17 protein-coding genes and 2 riboswitches are annotated in these 22,416 nt (G+C 48.9%); of the genes, 12 read left to right on the top strand and 5 right to left on the bottom strand.

All coding sequences use genetic code 11. The annotated features are described in order from the left end of the window. Positions 1-36: 36 nt before the first annotated feature. The 7 genes from AC3RCI_RS22635 (at position 37) to ptsP (ending at position 8,975) form a co-directional block, all read left to right on the top strand. Complete coding sequence (locus AC3RCI_RS22635) at positions 37-1,200, top strand: iron-containing alcohol dehydrogenase (RefSeq protein ID WP_336780294.1); 1,164 nt, start codon at positions 37-39, stop codon at positions 1,198-1,200. Positions 1,201-1,411: 211 nt separating this feature from the next. Next, positions 1,412-1,948, top strand: a complete 537-nt coding sequence (locus AC3RCI_RS22630) for an NfeD family membrane protein (RefSeq protein WP_492526531.1) — start codon at positions 1,412-1,414, stop codon at positions 1,946-1,948. A 53-nt stretch (positions 1,949-2,001) separates the two neighbouring features. Continuing rightward, on the top strand, positions 2,002-3,549 hold the full coding sequence (gene floT, locus AC3RCI_RS22625) for a flotillin lipid rafts scaffold protein FloT (RefSeq protein WP_492526529.1): 1,548 nt from the start codon (positions 2,002-2,004) through the stop codon (positions 3,547-3,549). A gap of 166 nt (positions 3,550-3,715) precedes the next feature. Next, positions 3,716-4,567 (top strand): glucose PTS transporter transcription antiterminator GlcT, encoded by an 852-nt coding sequence (glcT, locus tag AC3RCI_RS22620; RefSeq protein ID WP_154896087.1) that lies wholly within the window; start codon positions 3,716-3,718, stop codon positions 4,565-4,567. 294 nt (positions 4,568-4,861) lie between these two features. Further along, on the top strand, positions 4,862-6,916 hold the full coding sequence (gene ptsG, locus AC3RCI_RS22615; RefSeq protein WP_154896088.1) for a glucose-specific PTS transporter subunit IIBC: 2,055 nt from the start codon (positions 4,862-4,864) through the stop codon (positions 6,914-6,916). Between the two features lie 78 nt (positions 6,917-6,994). Continuing rightward, positions 6,995-7,270, top strand: a complete 276-nt coding sequence (locus tag AC3RCI_RS22610) for an HPr family phosphocarrier protein (protein ID WP_036617010.1) — start codon at positions 6,995-6,997, stop codon at positions 7,268-7,270. Next, positions 7,263-8,975, top strand: a complete 1,713-nt coding sequence (ptsP, locus tag AC3RCI_RS22605) for a phosphoenolpyruvate--protein phosphotransferase (protein ID WP_095289546.1) — start codon at positions 7,263-7,265, stop codon at positions 8,973-8,975. Before AC3RCI_RS22610 ends, ptsP begins: the two co-directional genes overlap by 8 nt. Positions 8,976-9,222: 247 nt before the next feature. On the opposite strand, the gene gcvPB is transcribed toward ptsP, so the two are convergent. The 3 genes from gcvPB to gcvT form a co-directional block, all read right to left on the bottom strand. Further along, positions 9,223-10,698 (bottom strand): aminomethyl-transferring glycine dehydrogenase subunit GcvPB, encoded by a 1,476-nt coding sequence (gcvPB, locus tag AC3RCI_RS22600; RefSeq protein WP_492529985.1) that lies wholly within the window; start codon positions 10,696-10,698, stop codon positions 9,223-9,225. 74 nt (positions 10,699-10,772) lie between these two features. Next, complete coding sequence (gcvPA, locus tag AC3RCI_RS22595; protein WP_492526527.1) at positions 10,773-12,128, bottom strand: aminomethyl-transferring glycine dehydrogenase subunit GcvPA; 1,356 nt, start codon at positions 12,126-12,128, stop codon at positions 10,773-10,775. Further along, entirely contained in the window at positions 12,125-13,261 is a 1,137-nt protein-coding gene (gcvT, locus tag AC3RCI_RS22590) for a glycine cleavage system aminomethyltransferase GcvT (RefSeq protein WP_492471892.1), read from the bottom strand. The genes gcvPA and gcvT overlap by 4 nt, the downstream gene beginning before the upstream one ends. Positions 13,262-13,443: 182 nt before the next feature. After that, positions 13,444-13,545: riboswitch (glycine riboswitch) on the bottom strand. Between the two features lie 3 nt (positions 13,546-13,548). Beyond that, positions 13,549-13,672, bottom strand: a riboswitch (glycine riboswitch). A gap of 339 nt (positions 13,673-14,011) precedes the next feature. Here gcvT and gcvH point away from each other — a divergent pair. From gcvH to AC3RCI_RS22565, 5 genes are all read left to right on the top strand, one after another. After that, on the top strand, positions 14,012-14,404 hold the full coding sequence (gene gcvH / locus AC3RCI_RS22585) for a glycine cleavage system protein GcvH (protein ID WP_492526525.1): 393 nt from the start codon (positions 14,012-14,014) through the stop codon (positions 14,402-14,404). A 429-nt stretch (positions 14,405-14,833) separates the two neighbouring features. After that, positions 14,834-16,294, top strand: coding sequence for a PTS mannitol transporter subunit IIBC (locus AC3RCI_RS22580; RefSeq protein ID WP_336780301.1), 1,461 nt, complete (start codon positions 14,834-14,836; stop codon positions 16,292-16,294). Between the two features lie 39 nt (positions 16,295-16,333). Continuing rightward, positions 16,334-18,430 carry a BglG family transcription antiterminator gene (locus AC3RCI_RS22575; RefSeq protein ID WP_336780302.1) on the top strand — a complete coding sequence of 699 codons (2,097 nt, stop codon included), beginning with the start codon at positions 16,334-16,336 and terminating at the stop codon, positions 18,428-18,430. A gap of 5 nt (positions 18,431-18,435) precedes the next feature. Next, positions 18,436-18,870, top strand: a complete 435-nt coding sequence (locus tag AC3RCI_RS22570; RefSeq protein WP_095359756.1) for a PTS mannitol transporter subunit IIA — start codon at positions 18,436-18,438, stop codon at positions 18,868-18,870. Then, positions 18,867-20,012 carry a mannitol-1-phosphate 5-dehydrogenase gene (locus AC3RCI_RS22565; protein ID WP_492526523.1) on the top strand — a complete coding sequence of 382 codons (1,146 nt, stop codon included), beginning with the start codon at positions 18,867-18,869 and terminating at the stop codon, positions 20,010-20,012. The genes AC3RCI_RS22570 and AC3RCI_RS22565 overlap by 4 nt, the downstream gene beginning before the upstream one ends. Before the next feature lie 68 nt (positions 20,013-20,080). Here the strand turns inward: AC3RCI_RS22565 and AC3RCI_RS22560 are convergent, their stop codons facing one another. Then, a complete protein-coding gene (locus AC3RCI_RS22560) occupies positions 20,081-20,335 on the bottom strand; it encodes a cysteine-rich CWC family protein (RefSeq protein ID WP_492526521.1) in 255 nt (84 codons plus the stop codon). Positions 20,336-20,388: 53 nt separating this feature from the next. After that, positions 20,389-22,398: an endonuclease MutS2 gene (locus tag AC3RCI_RS22555; RefSeq protein ID WP_492526519.1), complete on the bottom strand. Its 2,010-nt coding sequence runs from the start codon at positions 22,396-22,398 to the stop codon at positions 20,389-20,391. Positions 22,399-22,416: the final 18 nt, after the last annotated feature.

Genomic DNA, 22,416 nt, shown 5'->3' with positions numbered 1-22,416 from the left:
ACAAACATTCTAACTCCAATGGAGGCGACATAGATTATGAGATCTTTTCAATTTTATAACCCTACCCGTCTGATCTTCGGTAAAGGACAACTGGAAGCGTTGAAAACCGAAGTACCGAAGTACGGCAAACGGGTATTGCTTGTATATGGCGGCGGCAGCATTAAACGTAGTGGTCTGTATGATCAAGTGATCGGATTGCTTAAGGAAATTGGCGCAGAAGTTACAGAACTGGCAGGCGTGGAACCGAACCCGCGTCTTTCAACTGTCCATAAGGGAGTAGACATCTGTAAAACTCAGAACATTGAGCTGATTCTCGCCGTAGGTGGCGGTAGTGTGCTTGACTGTGCCAAAGCGATTGCCGTAGGCGCGAAATACGATGGCGATATGTGGGATTTTGCTCAGCGTAAAGCGGTTGCTCAGGACGCACTTCCACTTGGTACCGTACTAACGATGGCAGCAACAGGTTCCGAGATGAACTCGGGTTCTGTTATTACGAATCAGGATACACAGGAAAAATTGGGCTGGGGCAGTGCGTATTCGTTCCCTGCGTTCTCCATCCTTGACCCGGTTAATACATATACCGTGCCTTTGGACCAGACGGTATACGGCATGGTTGACATGATGTCTCACGTATTGGAGCATTATTTCCATCTGGATGAGAATACGCCAGTACAACTTGGATTCTGTGAAACTATTCTGCGTACGGTAATGGATGCAGCACCTCGTTTGGTAGAGGATTTGGAAAACTATGAGCTGCGCGAAACCATTCTGTACTGCGGTACGATGGCATTGAACGGCGTACTGAATATGGGACTAGCAGGTGACTGGGCAACCCACAACATCGAACATGCAGTATCTGCTGTATATGACATCCCGCACGGCGGGGGCCTTGCGATCCTGTTCCCGAACTGGATGAAACACAACCTGGACGTAAACGTGGATCGTTTCAAACGATTGGCTGTTAATGTCTTTGAAGTGAATCCTGAAGGCAAATCGGACAAACAGGTAGCTGAGGAAGGCATCGAAGCTTTGCGTAAATTCTGGACGTCTATTGGCGCACCTAGTCGTCTTGCTGACTATGACATTGACGACAGCCAGATTGATGTCATGGCTGACAAGGCGATGCTGTTTGGCCCATTTGGTAACTTCAAGAAGCTGCAGCGTGAGGATGTTGTATCCATTTACAAGGCTTCTCTGTAAATTGCATTCAATTATTAATAAAGACCGCAAATCTCCACAATATGGAGATTTGCGGTCTTTTTGCGTGAAATATCATGCAGAATAACCATTATCGGGTCTAGAATACAAATGAGGAAAGATTTTGAAACTTTAAGCCGATGGCTACGTATTTATTTACATGAGGAATGCCCAGTGGGTTAAAAGTTTCGGCAGAAGAGAGGAGGAACGGGGAATGGAGTCCATCTATTGGGGGTGTCTAATCGGAGGAGCCATTTTTGCGGTCGTCAGCGTGGTGCTGGGTGATTTGATTGACGGATTGCTGGATGGAGCCTTTGAACTGCCAGGCATTGATTTTCTCAAACCTGTTGTACTTGCTGGTTCTATCACAGCGTTTGGCGGAGCTGGTATCATGTTGACGCGTTATAGCTCCGTAAGTGCCATTGCGGGTCTTATCTTATCCCTGCTTATAGGTATTGCTGCTGCCATGCTGGTATTCTTTGCTTATATCAAGCCGATGCGGAATAGTGAGGTTTCCATTGCATTTTCCATGAAGGAGCTATCCGGGAAAATCGGAGAAATTACGATTCCAATACCTGAAAGGGGTTTCGGTGAGGTCATGATCCGTGTTGCTTCAGGTAACACGATTCATACGGCATCCAGTTTCGAGCATCGCCCTATTGCGGCGGGAGTGCGCGTTGTCGTGGTGGACGTAACTGAAGGTGTGCTTCGTGTGGCGGAATGGGATGAAGATGTACTTAAAGACGTTTGAGTAGAACGAGAGAAGTTGTTTTGACATCATTGTAATAAGGGGAGAGATGTGGAATGGAATTAAATATGGATGTGTTGTTGATTCCTGCAATTGTTGTAGGTGTCATTCTGGTTCTTGGGTTGGCCTTCTGGGCGAGATATAAGACGGTTGGACCCGATGAAGCGATGATCGTTACGGGTTCCTTCCTGGGGAATAAAAATATTTCCGAGGATGAGTCCGGACGTAAAATTAAAATTGTACGTGGCGGTGGTGCCTTCATCTGGCCTGTGTTCCAGCAGTCCGAATTTATCTCATTGCTGTCTCATAAGCTGGACGTATCCACGCCAGAAGTGTATACGGAACAAGGGGTTCCGGTTATTGCAGATGGTGTCGCGATTATCAAAGTTGGTAGTGCTGTGGAAGATGTAGCAACAGCAGCCGAACAATTCATCGGTAAACCTGTTGAAGCCTTAAGAGGCGAAGCACAGGAAGTTCTGGAAGGGCATTTGCGGGCCATTCTCGGAACCATGACTGTGGAGGAAGTTTACCGGAATCGGGATCGGTTCGCACAAGAGGTTCAGGGTGTGGCTGCACGAGATCTGAAGAAGATGGGTCTGCAGATCGTATCCTTTACCATCAAGGATGTTCGTGACAAACAAGGATATCTGGACGCCCTTGGTAAGCCGAGAATTGCTGCCGTGAAACGGGATGCCGAGATTGCGGAAGCCGAAGCAATGAGAGATGCTCGTATTCAAAAAGCGAATGCAGAAGAGCAAGGGCAAAAGGCGGAATTGCTCCGGGATACCAATATCGCGGAAGCAGCCAAAGAGAAGGAATTGAAAGTGGCAGCGTTTAAGCGCGACCAGGATACGGCTAAGGCCGAAGCAGACCAGGCGTATCATATCCAAGAAGCGCGTGCGAAACAGACGGTTGTGGAAGAACAAATGAAAGTTGAACTTGTGCGTAAAGAACGTGAGATTGACCTGAAGGAAAAAGAAATTACAGTACGTGAGAAGCAGTATGATGCCGAAGTGAAGAAAAAAGCGGAAGCGGATCGTTATGCTGTCGAGCAGGCGGCCGAAGCGGACAAAGCAAAAAGAATGCGCGAGGCCGATGCGGTGCAATACTCCATCGAGACTCAAGCCAAAGCAACAGCCGAACAAAAGCGGCTTGAAGGGCAGGCTGTGGCAGATGCAGAACGGGCCAAGGGTACTGCGGATGCAGAAGTCATTCGTCTACGCGGTCTGGCGGAAGCCGAAGCGAAGGAAAAATTGGCGGAAGCGTTCCAGAAGTTTGGCGAGGCTGCAGTACTTGATATCATCGTCAAAATGCTGCCTGAGCTTGCTGGTAAAATTGCAGAGCCGATCTCATCCATTGATAAATTAACTGTGGTAGATACAGGTAAGGGTGAGGGTGCAGCACGTGTAAGTAACTATGTGACCGAACTGATGTCTACAGCTCCTGAGATGCTGAAAAGCGTATCGGGCATTGATGTAGAGCAGTTGATCAAAGGTTTGACCAAGTCCAAAACGCCTGCACCTGTTGCTGTTCAGCAAAGCGAAACTGTAAACACTCCATCTGTGATCGATAAGATTGTGGAGAGAGCTGGAGCAGAGGATTAGGACTACGTGTGAACGATACGTGAAGCTCTATTGACCTTAACGTGATTTTTTGTTACTTTTTAAGCGAGACGTTCGGCGCGGTTTGCCCGCACCGGACGTCTTTTCGTTCATTACGAGGATTGTGACAAATCACATTCCAGATGGTATGAAAAAAGAGGTGCAAACAGTGAGCAGCCTGCATGTAAACAAAGCGCTAAATAATAATGTAATTATTGCACAGCATCCTGAACATGGAGAAGTCGTCGTCATCGGTAAAGGCATAGGCTTCAACCGGAAAACGGGTGACATCATTCCCTTGATGGCTGTGGAGAAGATGTTTATTTTGAAAAACCAGCAGGAGCAAGAGCAGTACAAACAGCTTCTTCCGCAAGTGGATGAGGCACTGATCGAGATTATTAACGAAGTCATTACGTATATTGCTGAGCGTACGGATGTTCCGCTTAACGAACATATTCATATTGCATTGACCGATCATATTTCCTTTGCACTTAAACGCAAAGAACAGGGCATTGTGATCCAAAATCCGTTTCTATATGAAACACGTGAGATCTACCCCGAAGAATATCGAATGGGAGATTACGCCGTTCGCCTGATTAAGGAAAAGCTGGGTGTCGATCTGGGTATGGATGAAATTGGTTTTATTGCACTCCATATCTACAGTGCCATGACCAATCAGAACATATCCCAAGTACGCGAGCATTCCCAGCTGATTACCGATCTGGTGGGAATCGTAACGGACCAATTGGATTATTCGTTTGAGACGGAGTCACTGGACTATTCGCGTTTGCTTACACATCTTCGCTTTGCACTGGAACGAGTGCGACGGGGGGATAAGGTGGAAGAGCTTCATAAGCTGGATTCCCTGCTCAAGTTGGAGTACCCTGAAATGTACTCGCTTGCATGGAAGTTGACCAAAGTGATGGAGAGAAGATTGAATCTGCCGGTTTATCCAGCAGAGGTTGGTTATCTGACCATCCATCTCCAACGGCTCAATCAAAGGAAAGAAGAAGAGGGATAGTGAAATATTCCCACGGCTGGAATTGCGTCCGAACAATTTTAGTGTAAAGGCTTGCACTGTTTTTGAAGTGATGCTACAATGGTGTCCGTAATCAAGCAACTGAACTAAAAAACATAAGCGACGTGTTACTGACTCGATCAGGCATGAGTTTCTAGAGTGTGATTGTTCTTACCTTATACAGGGTATGCTATACCCGAAGGTTGGTACAGTTCACTTTATTAGCTTATGCCTTTTTTGTTTTCCCTTGCTTGCATCACGACATACAGACTTATACGAAAGGGTGAATACGACGCGATGTTTAAAAAGCTTTTTGGCGTCTTGCAAAGAGTAGGTAAAGCTCTTATGCTGCCTGTGGCCATTCTACCAGCGGCGGGCTTGTTGCTCGGAATCGGTAATATGCTGGTGAATCCGGACTTTTTGCAATACGTAACGGCACTGGACACCCCTTGGGTGAACTCGATCGCGACGATCATGATGAACGCAGGTCAGATCGTATTTGACAATCTGGCATTGCTATTTGCTGTGGGGGTAGCCGTAGGGTTAGCCGGAGGCGAAGGCGTGGCAGGTCTTGCGGCCATCATTGGTTATCTGGTAATGAACGTCACTTTGGGTACTGCTGTCGGTGTAACGCCAGCAATGATCGGTGAAGTACCGGGTTATGCCAGCATTTTGGGGATTCCAACACTGAGTACCGGTGTGTTCGGAGGTATCATTATTGGTATTGCCGCAGCACTATGTTACAACCGGTTCTTCAAAATCGAACTGCCGTCTTACCTTGGATTCTTTGCAGGTAAACGTTTTGTTCCGATTATTACTTCAGTGGTTTCCCTTTTGCTCGGATTACTGCTGGTGGTCATCTGGCCACCGATTCAAAATGGACTGAATGCTGTATCTCATTTCATGGTAGATACGAGTCCGACGCTCTCGGCATTCATTTTCGGAGTCGTGGAACGGTCCCTTATTCCGTTTGGACTCCACCACATTTTCTACTCTCCATTCTGGTTTGAATTCGGTGAGTATGTGAACAAGGCTGGAGACGTTATTCGTGGGGACCAGCAGATCTTCTTCAACCAATTGCGTGATGGTGTAAACCTCACGGCGGGAACCTTCCAAGTGGGTAAATTCCCGTTCATGATGTTCGGTTTGCCAGCTGCGGCGCTTGCGATGTACCATGAAGCAAGACCGGAGCACAAAAAGTATGTTGCAGGGATCATGGGTTCAGCTGCGCTGACCTCGTTCCTTACCGGGATTACAGAGCCACTTGAATTCTCATTCCTGTTTGTGGCGCCAGTCCTGTTTGCAGTACACTGTATCTTCGCAGGTTTGTCTTTCATGACAATGCAAATTCTGGGTGTCAAAATCGGGATGACGTTCTCCGGTGGATTCATTGACTTCCTGATTTTCGGGATTATCCCGAACCGCACACCATGGTGGGACGTTATTATCGTCGGTTTGATTCTTGCCGTGATCTACTACTTCGGATTCCGAATGATCATTCGCAAGTTCAATCTCAAAACACCAGGTCGCGAAGAAGCAACACCTGAAACAACTTCGGGTGGAGGATCAGGTTCAACGGACGATCTGCCACACAATATTCTGGAAGCCTTTGGTGGACAGCAGAATATCAAACACCTGGATGCATGTATCACTCGTTTGCGGATTGAAGTAAATGAGAAATCCAATGTAAATAAAGATCGTTTGAAACAATTGGGTGCATCTGGCGTGCTTGAAGTGGGTAATAATGTACAGGCCATTTTCGGTACACGTTCAGATACAATCAAGTCCCAAATGCAGGATATCATTGCAGGACGCACCCCGGCACCAGCACCAGCGGCTGATGTTAAACCTGCTCCTGAAGAGGAGAAGGCAGCGGGAGCAGAAGGCGAACGCATTATTGCTGAAGATATCGTCATGCCGGTCAACGGTGAATTGATGGATATCACTAACGTACCTGATCCGGTCTTTGCTGAGAAAATGACAGGTGACGGTTTCGCTGTGCTGCCGCATGATGGCAAAATTACTTCGCCAGTGTATGGTAAAGTGTTTAACGTATTCCCTAGCAAGCATGCTGTCGGCATTATGTCTGACGGAGGCAAGGAAGTACTGGTTCATATAGGTGTCAACACGGTAAAATTGAAAGGTCAAGGTTTCAACGTGCTTGTGCAGGAAGGTGATCTGGTATCGGCAGGTCAACCGATTATGGAAGTGGATCTGGAGTATGTGAAAGCTAACGCTCCATCCATTATCTCGCCAGTGATTTTCACCAACCTGCCAGAGGGCTCCACGGTGACCCTGAAGAAGAGTGGAGTACTGAAAATTGGCGATCAGCCAATCATTGAGATAAAATAAGAAGTGTTCCGACAATGGCAAGCAAGTGTAAATATATGCAATGCCTAAATTAAACTACTTGAAAGTGAGATGATTGTAATGCAACAAACATTCAGAATTACAGACGAAGATGGTATCCACGCACGTCCGGCGACAGCCTTGGTTAATACAGCTAACAAATTCAAAGGTGCAGAATCCTTTGCAGAAGCTAACGGTAAAAAAGTAACCCTGAAATCCATCCTGGGCGTTCTGTCCCTGGGTCTGGAACAAGGCGACACCATCAGCATCATCGTTGAAGGCGAAGGCGAAGCTGAAGCTCTTCAAGCTCTGACTGACGTTATGGTTAACGAAGGGCTGGGCGAAATTAATGCTTAATGTTTCCGGGATCGCGGCTTCGGCGGGTATTGCTATCGCCAAGGCGTTTATCTTGGAGCATCCTGATTACTCTGTAGAAAAACGCCAAATCAACGACGTTGACGCAGAGATCGCGAAACTCGACTCAGCACTGGGCAAGTCCCAGTCTGAGCTTGAGGCGATCAAAGAGCGTACTTTACAAGAGCTTGGCGAGAAGAAAGCTGAAATCTTTGCTTCCCATTTGCTCATTCTGAATGACCCGGAACTGATTGATCCGGTAAAAGCAAAAATTGCTGATGAAAAAGTGAATGCAGAATTTGCACTCAACGAAACGGCATCGCAATTTATCTCCATGTTCGAAAACATGAAGAGTGCTTACCTGCAGGAACGTGCTGCAGATATGCGTGACGTAACCAAACGTGTGCTGAATCACTTGCTTGGTATCGACTTCATGAGTCCGGCTGAGATCAGCGAAGAAGTGATTGTGCTGGCGGAGGATCTGACGCCTTCCGATACAGCTCAATTGAACCGTCAATATGTTAAAGGTTTTGCAACCAACATTGGCGGACGTACTTCCCACTCTGCAATCATGGCTCGTTCTCTTGAAATTCCGGCTGTTGTGGGAACCAAAGACATTCTGGCTCAAGCCAAACAAGGCGATATGATTATCGTTGATGGCCTGGACGGTCATGTTCTGGTTAACCCAACAGATGAAGTCATTGCTGAGTATCGTTCCAAACAGGAACAATATGATGCACAACGTGCCGAGTGGAGAAAACTGCGTGACGAACCAACCGTAACGGTGGATAACGTTCATGTGGAACTGGCAGCCAACATTGGTACGCCGAACGACGTTACCGGTGTTCTGGAGAACGGTGGAGAGGCTGTAGGCCTGTATCGTACCGAGTTCTTGTACATGGGCAGAGACAAACTTCCTTCCGAGGATATTCAGTACAATGCTTACAAAGCCGTACTTGAAAAAATGGAAGGCAAACCTGTCGTTGTTCGTACACTCGATATCGGTGGAGACAAAGAGCTTCCATATCTGGATCTGCCAAAAGAAATGAATCCATTCCTTGGTTTCCGTGCAGTTCGTCTGTGTCTGGACCGTCTGGATATTTTCCGTACACAATTGCGTGCATTGCTGCGTGCAAGCGTACATGGCAACCTGCGTGTCATGTTCCCAATGATCGCAACACTGGGTGAATTCCGTGAAGCGAAAGCCGTCCTGCTCGAAGAGAAGGAAAAGCTGGTAGCTGAAGGGATTGCTGTTTCTGACAGCATTCAACTGGGTATCATGGTCGAAATTCCTTCGACTGCGGTTCTAGCGGATCAATTTGCCAAAGAGGTTGATTTCTTCAGTATCGGAACGAACGATCTGATTCAATACACCATGGCAGCTGACCGTATGAACGAGCGTGTATCCTATCTGTACCAACCATACAACCCTGCTATTCTGCGTCTGGTGAAAATGGTCATCGATGCAGCACATCGCGAAGGTAAATGGGTTGGTATGTGTGGAGAGATGGCGGGAGACGAAACAGCAATTCCATTGCTGCTTGGTCTCGGACTGGATGAGTTCAGCATGAGCGCAACATCCATCCTGCCAGCTCGTAGCCAGATCACCAAGCTGTCCCGTGCGGACATGCAGGAACTGGCTGCCAAAGCTCTGGACATGCAAACTGCTGAGCAAGTGGTCGAATTGGTTCAAAGCATTAAAGCGTAATTTTGCGAGGGTTTTCCTCCGGATTTTAAGGTCTTTTCTTTTTCCGATGAATGGGCTGCAGGAATGCAGCGATATTGCCGGTATCTGCGAACAGCGGATGCCGGCTTTTTTTGCGGGCTAATGTGGGACAATAGGAATAAAGAAAGAGAGCGCTCGCAAGTAGGAGGCATCGACAGCAGCAAATAAAAAAACGGCTTCAGCTGACGTTAAAACATCAGCTGAAGCCGTTTAGTTGAATGGCTGTGTATTAACTGCACGCGCAGTTCAATACAGGTTTACGTGCTGCTGTGGTCTCATCCAGACGGGTAACCGGAGTCCCATAAGGTGCATTGAGTACCAGTTCAGGTGTCTCTTCTGCTTCCTTGGCAATACGAATCATCGTATCGATAAAGCCATCCAGCGTTTCTTTGCTCTCTGTTTCCGTTGGTTCAATCATGATACATTCCTCTACGTTGAGCGGGAAGTAGACGGTTGGTGGATGATACCCGAAATCAAGCAGTCGTTTGGCTACATCCAATGTTCTTACACCATATTGCTTCAGGCCCCGGCCAGACATGACAAATTCATGCTTACATACGCCTGGGTACGGAATTTCGTAATAAGGTGCAAGACGTGCCATCATATAGTTTGCATTGAGTACGGCACATTCGGATACCCGGCGCAAGCCTTCAGGTCCGTACGTACGAATGTAGGCATAGGCGCGTACCAAGATACCGAAGTTGCCGTAATACGCTTTGACTCGACCAATCGATTGATCTCCTTCCCGATCCAGGGCATATTGTCCCTGATCGTTCTTGATCACCATCGGTTTTGGCAGGAACGGAATCAGACGATTTTTTACGCCGACGGGTCCCGCACCAGGACCACCTCCACCATGCGGAGTACTCATCGTTTTGTGCAAATTCAGATGCACGACATCGAAGCCCATGTCCCCAGGACGGGTAATACCCATAATGGCATTGGAGTTGGCTCCGTCATAATAGAGAAGGCCGCCGGCTTGATGCACGATGGAGGCAATCTCCTGAATGTCCTTTTCAAACAATCCCAGGGTATTTGGATTGGTCAGCATCAGGGCCGCAGTGTCCGGCCCAACGGCCGCACGCAGTGCATCCAGATCGACCAGACCGTCTGCACGGGAAGGGATGGTTACCGTCTCAAAGCCAGCCACGGTTGCACTTGCCGGGTTGGTGCCGTGTGAAGAATCCGGGACAATGACTTTGGTCCGTTGCTCACCACGACCTTCGTGATAGGCACGAATCATCATGAGTCCGGTCCATTCACCATGCGCACCAGCAGCTGGTTGCAGGGTCACCGCGTCCATGCCAGTCAGACCTGCAAGGTCGTTTTGCAACGTGTAGAGCAACTCAAGTGCACCTTGAATACTGGATTCAGGCTGATACGGATGGATTTTGGCAAATCCATTGTAGCGAGCAACATCCTCGTTAATCTTCGGATTATACTTCATCGTACAAGATCCGAGTGGATAGAATCCGTTATCTACCCCGAAGTTCCGGCGGGAAAGGGCAGTATAGTGACGAATGACATCTACTTCAAATACCTCAGGCAGTGCAGCTGCTTCCGAACGAAGCATTTCCCGGGGAATCAAGCTAGCAGGATCTTGACGCGGAACATCGCATTCAGGCAGGGAGTAAGCGACACGACCCGGGCTGCTCAGTTCAAAGATCAGTGATTGCTCTGGAGCAGGCGATGCTGCTTGTGTCATTTGTTGCGTGCTGGTTTCGGCTTGGGAAGGAGCTGCCGTTTCCGGCTGTCCTTGGATGGTTGTCATTTCCTGAGTCACAGCGATCCCTCCAATACACGTGCGAATTCGTCAATCTCTTCCTTACTGCGCCGTTCCGTAACAGCGACCAGCATATGCCCCGCAAGCTCCGGGTAATCCCGTCCAAGTTCATATCCTCCGATGAAACCGGCATCCAGCAGCTTCAACTGAAGGGCATCGACGTCTGTCCCTTCAGGCAGCTGAATGACAAACTCATTGAATGTGGGGGCTTTAAAGGTCAGGCTGACTCCAGGAATTGCTGTCAGTGCTTGAAGAGCATAATGACTCTTTTGCAAATTCAGGTCAGCCACATCAATCATGCCCTGTCTTCCCATAGTAGACATATACACCGAAGCGCTTAGGGCAAGCAATGCCTGATTGGAGCAAATATTGGATGTCGCCTTTTCGCGGCGGATATGCTGTTCACGTGCTTGGAGCGTCAGTACAAAACCGCGTTTGCTGTTGCGATCCGTTGTCTGGCCAACGATTCGGCCCGGAATCCGGCGCATATGAGCCTGGGATACAGCGAAATATCCACATGTCGGACCACCGAGCGAAGCGGAGATGCCAAGGGGCTGTGCATCACCGACAACGATGTCAGCACCCAGCTTGCCTGGAGCTTCGAGCATACCAAGCGCCAGCGGGTTTGCGCTGACCACGAGCAGACCCTTGTGCGCATGCGCAAGGTCTGCAGCCTGTTTTACATTTTCCACGGCACCGAAGAAGTTCGGACTCTGGATCATGACAGCTGCGGTATCATCCGATACGGCGGCTTGAAGGGCATCCCAATCGGTCACCCCGTTCTGATAACCAATCTCGACAATCTCCAAATTCAGACCATGGGCGTAAGCCTTCAACACTTGACGGGCTTCAGGATGAACGGTACGGGAAACGATTAGCTGTTTGCGGCGAGTTGCCGCTGCGGCCAGATTCCCTGCTTCTGCAAATGCGGTCGCGCCATCATACATGCTCGCATTGGCTACAGCCATGCCAGTCAGTTCACAGATATACGATTGGAATTCGAAGATCGCCTGGAGCTCGCCCTGACTGATTTCGGGCTGATATGGCGTATAGGCGGTATAGAACTCGGAACGGGAAATGACGTGATTAATCACGGAAGGGATATGATGATCATATATGCCTGCGCCCAGGAAACTGGCATGTGTCTCAAAATTGGCATTGGCGCCAGCCTGCTTCGACATGTGGCGTGTCAGTGCGTATTCATCCAGTTTGGAGGAGACAGGCAGCTTGCCTTGATAACGAATCTCCTGCGGGATGTCCTGGAACAGATCTTCAATCGTGTCCACACCGATGGTTGCGAGCATGGCGCTCTGATCCTGTTCAGTCATGGGAATATAGCGGTGCTTGCTCATGCTTGATCAGCTCCTTGGGTAGGTGTCTTTGACGTACGTGTCCGTTTATGAAAAGGGGTCTTCACAACTTCGGCTTTCAGCTTTTTGCCACGAATCTCAATCTCGAGCGGGGTGCCGAGTGCAGCATATTGGCTGTTAATTAGGGCGAGCCCCAGATTGCGCTTCAGCGTAGGGGACTGTGTACCGGTTGTTACTTCCCCGATCTGCACGCCTTCCGCGTAGATGGGATAGTGGGGACGTGGAATCCCGCGTTCCAGTACTTCAATGCCGACCAGTTTGCGGGCAGGTCCATCATTTTTTTGCTGCAATAGTGCTTCGTGCCCGATAAAAGGTCCGGCATTCAGCTTCACAAACATGCCAACGCCTGCTTCCAGCGGTGAAATGGTCGGCGATAATTCCTGTCCATAGAGGGGCAGCTTCGCTTCGAATCGAAGTGTATCCCGTGCACCAAGTCCAGCCGGAACCAGACCGTAATCAGCGCCCGCCTCCATCAATCCGTTCCAGACCGCAGCGGCCTGATCTGCCTGTACGTATAGTTCGAAGCCGTCTTCTCCGGTATAACCGGTGCGGGACAGCAGCAGTTTTACACCACAGACCTCAGCATGCTGTACAAAACGAAAAGGCTCGATTATGGATACGTCAGTATCTGTAACTTTTCCGATGATGTCTGCAGCAAGCGGGCCCTGTAGAGCCAGTAGAGCTGTTTCTGCGGAGTCGTTCGTCATGCTCACCCCAGGAACCATGTGCTCTTGCAGCCAGGCCCAGTCCTTGTCAATATTAGAGGCATTCACGACGAGCATATAATGCTGATCTTCCAGCTTGTATACGAGCAGATCGTCCACTACGCCACCGTCCGGGTAACACATTAACGTGTATTGTGCCTGGCCAGGAACCAGTGCGGTCACGTCGTTGGTCGTCAGTTTCTGCAAAAATGCTTCGGCCTGTTCACCCTGCACCGTGAATTCACCCATGTGGGATACATCGAACAGCCCAGCCCGTTCGCGCACCGCTTCATGTTCCTTCTGAATCCCGCTGAATTGCACCGGAAGCTCCCAGCCTCCAAAATCGATGCACCGTACACCTTCATATTGCTGATAAAGTGGATAGAGTGGAGTTCTAAGCAAATCGGACATCAAATCACCTCGTTATGGCCGCTACCGGGCCGAGTGTATAACATGAATGATTCTTTTCTTGGATAAGTATGGTTAAGGCTGCTGATGACAGCGCCGGCTCGATCCTGACTTTCGTTTTTTTGGGAAAAAGGAAAAGGACAGGCCAAAGAACCGGCATGCCAGAAGCACGCTGTATTCTTAGGCTCTGTCCTTGGTACCTGAGAGTTACCCCGCCAATAGGTTGCAGCAGGTTTCCCCTTGGGTGATCATAACGCCCATTCCGAGCGAATAGATGCTCTCCAGAGTTGCGTCCCGTAAAAGTCCTTTTGCCTGAGAGATTCACCTCCCGCTTGTCGGGTGGTTTACTCCTTCGGCGTTACCGCATGCATCCCAGAGTTGGGCGTCACGGGTAATCTCTCCCTTTACATTCATCCGCGGGTGATGCACACAACGATTAACATTTACTCTCTCATTAAAACGTGAATCCACTATCGATGTCAAGAACGATATCACAGAAATCGATAAAAAACCGAATAATATTTATAAATCCCAATTTATTGTTCGTGTATATAAAAAGAGTGCGCTTACTATTCTAATATTACCCATTATATGTAGAGTGAGGGTGTTTGCGTTACAGGCGTAATCATCAAAAATCAAATAATTTGTGAGGTATCTTGACATTTCAATCAAAAATATCTTACGCTATGTTCTGGGAAAAAGGGTTGGCCGAAGGACGCATGCACTCATTAATGAAAAGCGAGGCGGATATCGATGAGCGAATTGAAAAGTGATTTCCTGTACAGTGAAGAGCACGAGTGGGTGCAAACCGTAGGGGAGGATACTGTACGGATCGGCATTACCGAGTTCGCGCAGCATCAGCTGGGTGACATTGTGTTTGTGGAATTGCCTGACCTTGAATCGGATGTAAAAGCGGAAGACAGCATTGGTACGATTGAATCCGTGAAGACGGTTTCGGATTTGTTTTCTCCGGTAAGTGGTTCGATTATTGCTGTGAATGAAGCACTGCAGGATGCACCTGAACTCGTCAACAGTTCGCCTTACGAAGAAGGCTGGATGATTGAGATTCGTGTTGAAGGTGATTTGACAGCAGCGTTGTCTAAACTGATGAATGCTGATGCATATCGTAAGCACATCGAGGAGTAGAATGTATTTGCACTAAATAACCTTTATTAATCCATGATTTTTTCATACATTGGACGGTCGTGCACGTCTTCAGAGCCTGTGTGAGCCTTGGTGCTCATGCAGGCTTTTTCGTGTCCTCCAGGAGTGGCTTGTTGCCATTTGAGGCACTTAAACAGGATGGAATAAGGCTGAATCGCACAAGCTATATTATTGGAATCAACAGCGTAAATGATATAAGTCACACACGAAAAAAACCAAGTATATCAATGGTTAGAGCCCTCTCATCATCATAAAAACGATTACATAAACACAATGTTGTCATCAATGATCATGACGAAAGTACGCTTTCATTTCGTTGAACCGGAGACCAATCTGGCTTAGGATAACAGCAGGGGAGAAATGATACCCTTTTCATAAATGATAACTACTTGATCCGAGGAGGATAATACAATGAGTAACTTGGACCAAACGTCCAATTCCAAAGGCGGTCTCCGGGTAGGCGTTCAGCGTTTTGGCCGATTCCTGAGCGGCATGGTTATGCCGAATATGGGTGCATTTATTGCATGGGGATTAATTACGGCCATGTTTATCAAAACAGGCTGGTTCCCTAACGAAACGATTGCAACGTTAGTAGATCCGATGATCAAATATTTGCTGCCACTGCTTATCGGTTACACTGGAGGTACGATGGTGCATGGCCAGCGTGGTGGTGTCATTGGTGCCATCATGACTATAGGGGTTATCGTCGGCAGTGACATTCCGATGTTCCTGGGTGCCATGATTGCCGGACCACTGGCTGCATGGATCATCAAAAAGTTCGATAAAGCCGTTGAAGGCAAGATCAAAGCAGGGTTCGAGATGTTGGTTAATAACTTCTCTGCCGGTATTATCGGTGGTATCCTGGCGATCATTGCACTGCTGGGTATCGGACCTGCTGTAGAAGGAATTAGCACCGTATTATCGGCTGGTGTACAGGGGCTGATGAATCTGGGATTGCTCCCACTCGTCAACCTGATCATTGAACCAGGGAAGGTATTGTTCCTGAACAATGCAATCAACCACGGCATTCTAACACCGATTGCAACAGATCAAGCGAGAGAATTGGGTCAATCCGTATTATACATGCTTGAATCGAACCCGGGTCCCGGACTTGGTATCCTGCTGGCTTACTGCTTCTTCGGTCGTGGAACAGCAAGATCTTCCGCACCGGGTGCGGTTATCATCCACTTCTTCGGGGGAATTCATGAAATTTATTTCCCTTACATTCTGATGAAACCGATTCTGATTCTTGCGGCAATCGCAGGCGGCGTGGCAGGTACAGCAACCTTCATGCTCACCGGAGCAGGACTGGTCTCAGCACCTTCACCGGGTAGTATCATTGCATATTCCCTGTTAACGCCAAAAGGTGGATATCTGCCGATGCTCGCCGGGGTGGCTGTGGCTGCTATCGTATCCTTCCTGGTTGCAGCACTGCTGCTGAAAACAGGTAAGCAAAAAGAAGAAGATCTGGAGTCTGCAGCGAATCGCATGAAAGACATGAAGAGTCAAGGCAATACAGCGAATGCTGCTATTACAGCAGATAATCGTGAAGCAGACAGAGCTGCGGATTTGGCTTCTTCAACTGTAAAAGCAAAAACCGATGTGAAGAAAATCGTCTTCTCCTGTGATGCAGGTATGGGTTCAAGTGCCATGGGGGCTTCCATTCTCCGCAAGAAGATGAAAGCTGAAGGGATTGACGTTGCGGTAACCAACACGGCAATCAGTGATATTCCGCAGGACGCTGACGTTGTTATTACGCAGAAGACATTGACGGACCGTGCACGCAGCGTGGCACCGAACGCAGAACATATATCCATCGATAACTTCCTAAAAAGCCCGGAATACGATGCACTCGTTGAACGCCTGAAATAACAGGTTGCGATCGTTTTCCCTGAGCCGGAGGCTTGAGATATGAGTATTACGAAAAGACAGCGTGAAATTGTGGAGTTCCTGTTGGAACATCCACAGGAAGTAACCGCCGGCGACATTGCAATTGCGGTCAAAGTCAGTACACGAACCGTCCATAGGGAGCTTCAGATGATTGAGAAGTGGCTTGAACCCTTTGGCATGAAATTGGAAAAAAAATCAGGAACCGGGGTCCGCATAGACCCTGGTTCCGATGATTTGGCTTCACTGCGTGAGCAGCTGGAGCTGAACGAATATGTGGAGTTTACGCCCGAAGAGCGTAAACTCTTCATGCTTTGCATTTTGCTGGATGAGGCGGAGCCTGTAAAACTGCTGGCGCTTGCATCGGATCTGAGAGTAACGGTCTCGACCGTTAGCAATGATCTGGATGAACTGGAACCCCGGATTCGTCAAGCGGGCCTGAAGCTGGTTCGCAGGCGAGGATACGGAGTGAAGATCAATGGCAGTGAAACGGCCTACCGCGCAGCAATCGCAGGACTTGCGCTTGAATATCTGGATGAATCTGATCTGTTCGGAAGGCAACCTGACCAGGGGATTTCCAAGGTGAACCAGAAGCTGCTGGGCATGATTGGCCATCGTGATGTACTGACGGTCGAGAATGCGTTGTGGCAGCCGGATATTGACTGGCTCGAAAATATTCCGGAGCGACAGTATACCAAATTGCTTATTCAGCTGTCCGTTGCGCTGGTGCGCATTCGCAAGGGGTTTACCGTCGGTCGCATTCCTTCTTCGGATAAAAAAGCGGTTTACCCTTCTACGGGAGACCAGAGCGTGCCTGAATACATGGCTGCGAGATTATGCAGCGTGCTTTCCGATCAGCTTGGCATCTCATTTGCCAAGGAAGAACAGAGCTATCTGCACAAATTATTAATTGAAACCGAGCAGCTTATTCACTCCACACGCTTACTGCCTGTTGACGATCTGGTATTGCTGGACATGGTTCGTTCCCTGATGGATCAGATGCAGGGGAGAACGGGCTATGCATTCCAGGAGGATCGTCTTCTGCGAGAAGGGCTGATTGCCCATATGCAGCCGGTGATGGAGCGGATTGGAGGCAGGCAAAGCATACGTAACCCACTGCTTCAGCAGATTCGCAAGGATTACGATTCGTTGTTCGGGGATGTGAAGAACGCGGTGCATGACGCATGGCCGGATACGGACGTGCCGGATGAGGAAATTGGATTCCTGGTCATGCATTTTGGCGCTTCCATCGAGCGATTGCGTGTGCTGAAGCGCGAGATTCGGGCCATTATCGTGTGCACAAGCGGAATTGGCTCATCCCGTATGCTTTCCAGCCGGTTGTCCAAGGAAATTCCGGAGATTCGGATTGTGGACAGTGCATCATGGTATGAGGCTGCACGGATCCCCGAAGAGGACTATGATCTCATTTTATCGACAGTTGATCTGCCGATGGAACCGCATCAGTATTACAAGGTGAGTCCGTTGTTAACGGCAGAAGAAAGTGAACGTTTGCGTCTGTACATTCAAAATACTACGCTGCAGCGGGTACAAGTTAAGTATGGAGAGAGTAAAGCAAGTGCAAAGGCACCTGACCGCCATGCTGATCCGGCGGGGCTTGATGCCACACTCATTGAAATCGTTAGGATCACGGGCAAGTTTCAGGTGTTTCCACTGGATAACCGCAAGATGGGCTTTTATGAAACGGCTTTTGCCATGTGCAAGGTGCTGCAGGAAGCCGGGGTGCTGAAGGACCCGGAAGAAATCGCCAGGCTGCTTGAAGCTCGGGAAAAGGTGGGCAGCCAGAAAATTCCGGATACATCACTCGCGCTGTTTCATACCCGCAGTGATGGGATTTATAGGCCGTCCATCAGTCTGTTTCAATTATCAGAGCCGCTGCTAGTAACGACGGAGGACCCGGTTGGCGTCAGCCATATCCTTCTGATGGTTGGACCGAGGGAGTTATCCCGGGAGAGCCTGGAGGTGCTAAGCGAGATCAGTGCATTGTTACTGCAGGATGAGATGATTACACTGCTGGAAAAGGGAATCCGGGATGATCTTATTCATTATTTGTCCCGTGAATTGGTTGGATTTTATCGAAGTAAAACCGAAATTGGAGGTTAATAAACATGAGCATACTTACAACAGACAAAGTGGTTATGAACGCAACGGCACAGGATAAATATGAGGCTATTCGCATGGCTGGACAGATTCTGAAAGACGCAGGACATATTACTGCCGATTATATCGACAAGATGCTTGAGCGTGAGGAGATCGTATCGACTTATGTAGGCAATGGACTTGCCATTCCACACGGAACGAAAGAATCCAAATCGTTCATTCTGTCCACAGGCATTTCGGTGATTCAGTTCCCGCAAGGTGTAGATTTTGGGGATGAAAAAGCCTACATGGTGATCGGTATCGCCGCTCAGGGCGGTGAGCACATGGAGATTCTGACCAGCATTGCGGTCATCTGTGCGGAAGATGAGAACATGGAAGCACTTCGTTATGCCAAAACGGCGGAAGAAATCATTACCATTCTCGAAAGTGAAATGGAACTATGAGAGCCCTTCATTTTGGAGCAGGTAATATCGGACGCGGGTTCATCGGATTAATCCTGTCACGGGCAGGATATAATGTCATCTTCTCGGATGTGAACCAAGAGTTGGTTAAGGCATTACAGGAGCGTGGACAGTATACGGTCGAATTGGCAAATGAAACAAAAGATATGGAAACGGTCAAAGGGGTAGGTGCCATTGATGGAACGCAGCTGGAGACGGTTGCCCGGAACGTTGCAGAGGCAGATCTCGTTACGACCGCAGTCGGAGTGGGCATCCTGAAACATATTGCACCAGGCATTGCCAAGGGGCTTGAGGCAAGATTAAATTCAGGTTCGGTGCAGAAACCCCTTCACATCATTGCATGTGAGAATGCCATTGGAGCCAGCACACAGCTGAAAGAGCATGTGTATGCTCTGTTGGAAGAACCCATTAAGGCTCTTGCTGATCAATATGTGTATTTCCCTGACTCCGCAGTAGACCGGATTGTTCCAATCCAGCATCACGAAGACTCGCTGCATGTTCAGGTTGAACCTTTTTATGAGTGGGTTGTGGACCGTTCACAGATGGCGCCTGCATTCCTTCCGATTGAAGGTGTACTCTATGTGGATGACCTTGAGCCTTATATCGAGCGGAAGCTGTTTACCGTCAATACGGGACATTGCTGCGCTGCATATCTCGGTTACGTGAACGGGTATGATACGATTCAGAAGGCGATTGCAGACGACAAAGTGAAATCCCTCGTCTACGGTGCACTGCAGGAAACGGGTGAGGTACTTGTGAAACGGTTTGGTTTCGACCCCGAAGATCATCAGAAGTATATAAATAAAATATTGGAGCGGTTTGTAAATCCGCATCTCACCGATGAAGTCACCCGGGTAGGTCGTTCGCCGCTGCGGAAGCTGTCGCCCAACGACCGTCTGGTTCGTCCAGCGCTACAGGCACATGACTATGGAATGGGCACGACGAACCTGGCAAGAGGCATGGCGGCAGCCTGCAAATTCGATGTACAGGATGATCCGGAGGCAGCAGAGCTTCAGGATATGATCAAACAAAAGGGCATTGCTGCAGCACTTAGTCACTACACAGCCATGGATGAGCAGCACCCTGTTCTCAAGCAGGCTGTAGAACAGTATCATCAAATGTAAGAAACAACTTATATATGATTGCGTGCCGTGTTATGGTATCCCATTGCAAAACAAGAGCCTCACAGGAGTTAACTGTGAGGCTCTTGTTGGTGTTCGGTCTGATTTTTATAGGTCTCCAGACATCGCTGACAGATGCACGATTTACGCCGCTGCTCTGCCGGAATGCGGTCAAACACACCTTCGGGAAACTCGGCATGGTTACACCAGCATTCCGAATGGGGACGGCCAGCCGCATAGGAGCAGCCATTGGCCTCCCCGCACAGTGGGCATAAGAGCACATTGGTCCCTGTCTTCTTGGTCTGTGAATTGGAACTTCCGCTCATGGCACGCCTACTTTCTCCATATCGTCATATTTCATAGTATAACAGGGCTGGCCCTATTCTTCAGGTGGCAATTCAATCGTTAGCCCTTCGACATGTTTACGTCCCATTAATTTGCGCTTCTTCCGATTCTCCTTCGTCTCCAGCACAATATCCAAATCATAGTCATCGCCTGGATACAGCTCATCTGCAGATATATGAAGTGTGAGGCGTTTCTTGTGAATTTTGACTTTCCTCCCGCGCAGCATTACCCCGATATTTCCACGGCTGTCTTCCACGTCACAGACGATTCCTGACTGGTTCAAATAGGCTGCGTATACACGATCCCCTTTTCGAAATTTTTTCGCTGGGGGAACCGACTTCGTATCTTCTACCTTCTGGGATTGTTTCCCATATTTAGTCGCTGCCGGGGAATGTACTTTCTCCTCCGCCCTCTGTGCAGCTGCGGAGTTCGGAAATGGCTCAAGGACAGAACTCTCCGTTGGTATTGGTTTCACTATCGGCATGATGGAGCTCATGCTGTTGATAGGACTTTTCGATATGCCTTGGTCCGATATGGACTGGGAACGATCAATAATGCGCTGTGGCATTCCCAGCTTCAAGGCGATGGAATATGCGTAACTTTCCCCTGCTTCACCGATACGCAAACGGTAAAGGGGCTGCAGTGTAGCCGTATCAAATTCCATCCGTGCATTTTCAAATCCTGGTGCGGCAGCAGCAAAATGCTTGATTTCCCCAAAGTGAGTGGTAGCCACTACGGTTGCTCCGCGGCTGTGCAGTTCCTCCAGCATGGCGATGGAAAGACCGACCCCTTCTCCCGGGTCTGTTCCGGAGGCCATCTCATCAATCAGCACAAGGGTAGATGCATCAGCCTGCTCCAGAATGCCGATCATGTTGCGGATATGAGCTGAAAAGGTGCTGAGTGCCTGCTCCAAACTTTGTCCGTCTCCGATATCGACAGCCACTTCATGATATACGGCCATCTCGCCGCCTTCACCCACAGGAACGAGCAGACCGGACTGCATCATCAGGGTGAGCAACCCCAATGTTTTGAGCGCTACCGTTTTGCCGCCTGTATTCGGCCCTGTAATGATAAGTGAGGAATAATCCCTTCCGATGGCAAAATCAAGCGGAATCATGGAGGTGCCCATCAGAGGATGGCGCGCCTGCTGAAGCGTAATTCGGCCCGATGTATTTACCTGGACCGTACGTCCATCCATGGTTGCCGCGTATTTCGCTTTGGCAAACAGGAAATCAAGGACACCTACCGTCTCGGTATTCAGCGCAATCTCGCGATTATAAGATTCTGCGAGCGACGTTAAATCACCCAGGATTTTCATTTCTTCTCTGGATTCCTCGGCTTGCAGTGAAGCGAGTTCCATCTGCAGTCCCACCAGTTCCGCGGGTTCAATATAAACGGTTTGCCCGCTCCCTGATTCATCCAGGACACTGCCTTTCACCTGCTTGCGGAATTCTTTCTTGATGGGTAATACTGTTCTTCCACCGCGCTGGCTGATTACGTTCTCCTGCATAATGGACCGGTGCTTGCTCACGAGAGAATCCAGCTTGCGCTTCATTCGTTCCTCGTTCACGGTCATCTTTTTCCGGATACGTGTCAGTTCCTTGCTCGCCTGATCCTGAATTCGGCCGCTGTAAATGCAGCGTTCGATCTCGCTTAACAGGGATTCCATCCGCATCATGGATGCAGCATACCGGCTTACCGTAGGAGCTGCTTCGGATTTGCCCTCCATGTATTTCATTAATTGTGCACAGCTTCGCAGAAACTGCGCAAGTTGAGTGAAGTCCCGTTCACTAAACAGATAACCGGTACCGAGCAGATCCATAATGGTCTCCATACCGTCAAGCGAAGGGATGGGAACACTGGCCCCGTAACGGATGAGAGCAGAGGCTTCTTCTGTTTCAGCGAGGCGCATCCGGATCAGCCCTGGGTCCACCATGGGTTTCATTTCTTTCGCGTAACGTTTGCCCAGATAAGAAAGGGCGCAGGAAGCGACTTTGTTTTGAATTTGATGATAGCCCAGTGTATTCATTGTGTTTTCATTCATGCTTGATCTCTCCTTGGA

The organism is Paenibacillus sp. MT124 (assembly GCF_058792755.1).
The sequence above is the reverse complement of the archived record's forward strand: the minus strand, read 5'-3'. Positions and strand labels throughout refer to the sequence as shown.

What these genes read in the sequence shown, in the direction of transcription:
- AC3RCI_RS22635 (WP_336780294.1), top strand. Translation starts at nt 37, where the DNA reads ATGAGATCTTTTCAATTTTATAACCCTACCCGTCTGATCTTCGGTAAA.
- AC3RCI_RS22630 (WP_492526531.1), top strand. Translation starts at nt 1,412, where the DNA reads ATGGAGTCCATCTATTGGGGGTGTCTAATCGGAGGAGCCATTTTTGCG.
- floT (WP_492526529.1), top strand. Translation starts at nt 2,002, where the DNA reads ATGGAATTAAATATGGATGTGTTGTTGATTCCTGCAATTGTTGTAGGT.
- ptsG (WP_154896088.1), top strand. Translation starts at nt 4,862, where the DNA reads ATGTTTAAAAAGCTTTTTGGCGTCTTGCAAAGAGTAGGTAAAGCTCTT.
- AC3RCI_RS22610 (WP_036617010.1), top strand. Translation starts at nt 6,995, where the DNA reads ATGCAACAAACATTCAGAATTACAGACGAAGATGGTATCCACGCACGT.
- ptsP (WP_095289546.1), top strand. Translation starts at nt 7,263, where the DNA reads ATGCTTAATGTTTCCGGGATCGCGGCTTCGGCGGGTATTGCTATCGCC.
- gcvPB (WP_492529985.1), bottom strand. Translation starts at nt 10,698, where the DNA reads ATGACACAAGCAGCATCGCCTGCTCCAGAGCAATCACTGATCTTTGAA.
- gcvPA (WP_492526527.1), bottom strand. Translation starts at nt 12,128, where the DNA reads ATGAGCAAGCACCGCTATATTCCCATGACTGAACAGGATCAGAGCGCC.
- gcvT (WP_492471892.1), bottom strand. Translation starts at nt 13,261, where the DNA reads ATGTCCGATTTGCTTAGAACTCCACTCTATCCACTTTATCAGCAATAT.
- gcvH (WP_492526525.1), top strand. Translation starts at nt 14,012, where the DNA reads ATGAGCGAATTGAAAAGTGATTTCCTGTACAGTGAAGAGCACGAGTGG.
- AC3RCI_RS22580 (WP_336780301.1), top strand. Translation starts at nt 14,834, where the DNA reads ATGAGTAACTTGGACCAAACGTCCAATTCCAAAGGCGGTCTCCGGGTA.
- AC3RCI_RS22575 (WP_336780302.1), top strand. Translation starts at nt 16,334, where the DNA reads ATGAGTATTACGAAAAGACAGCGTGAAATTGTGGAGTTCCTGTTGGAA.
- AC3RCI_RS22570 (WP_095359756.1), top strand. Translation starts at nt 18,436, where the DNA reads ATGAGCATACTTACAACAGACAAAGTGGTTATGAACGCAACGGCACAG.
- AC3RCI_RS22565 (WP_492526523.1), top strand. Translation starts at nt 18,867, where the DNA reads ATGAGAGCCCTTCATTTTGGAGCAGGTAATATCGGACGCGGGTTCATC.
- AC3RCI_RS22560 (WP_492526521.1), bottom strand. Translation starts at nt 20,335, where the DNA reads ATGAGCGGAAGTTCCAATTCACAGACCAAGAAGACAGGGACCAATGTG.
- AC3RCI_RS22555 (WP_492526519.1), bottom strand. Translation starts at nt 22,398, where the DNA reads ATGAATGAAAACACAATGAATACACTGGGCTATCATCAAATTCAAAAC.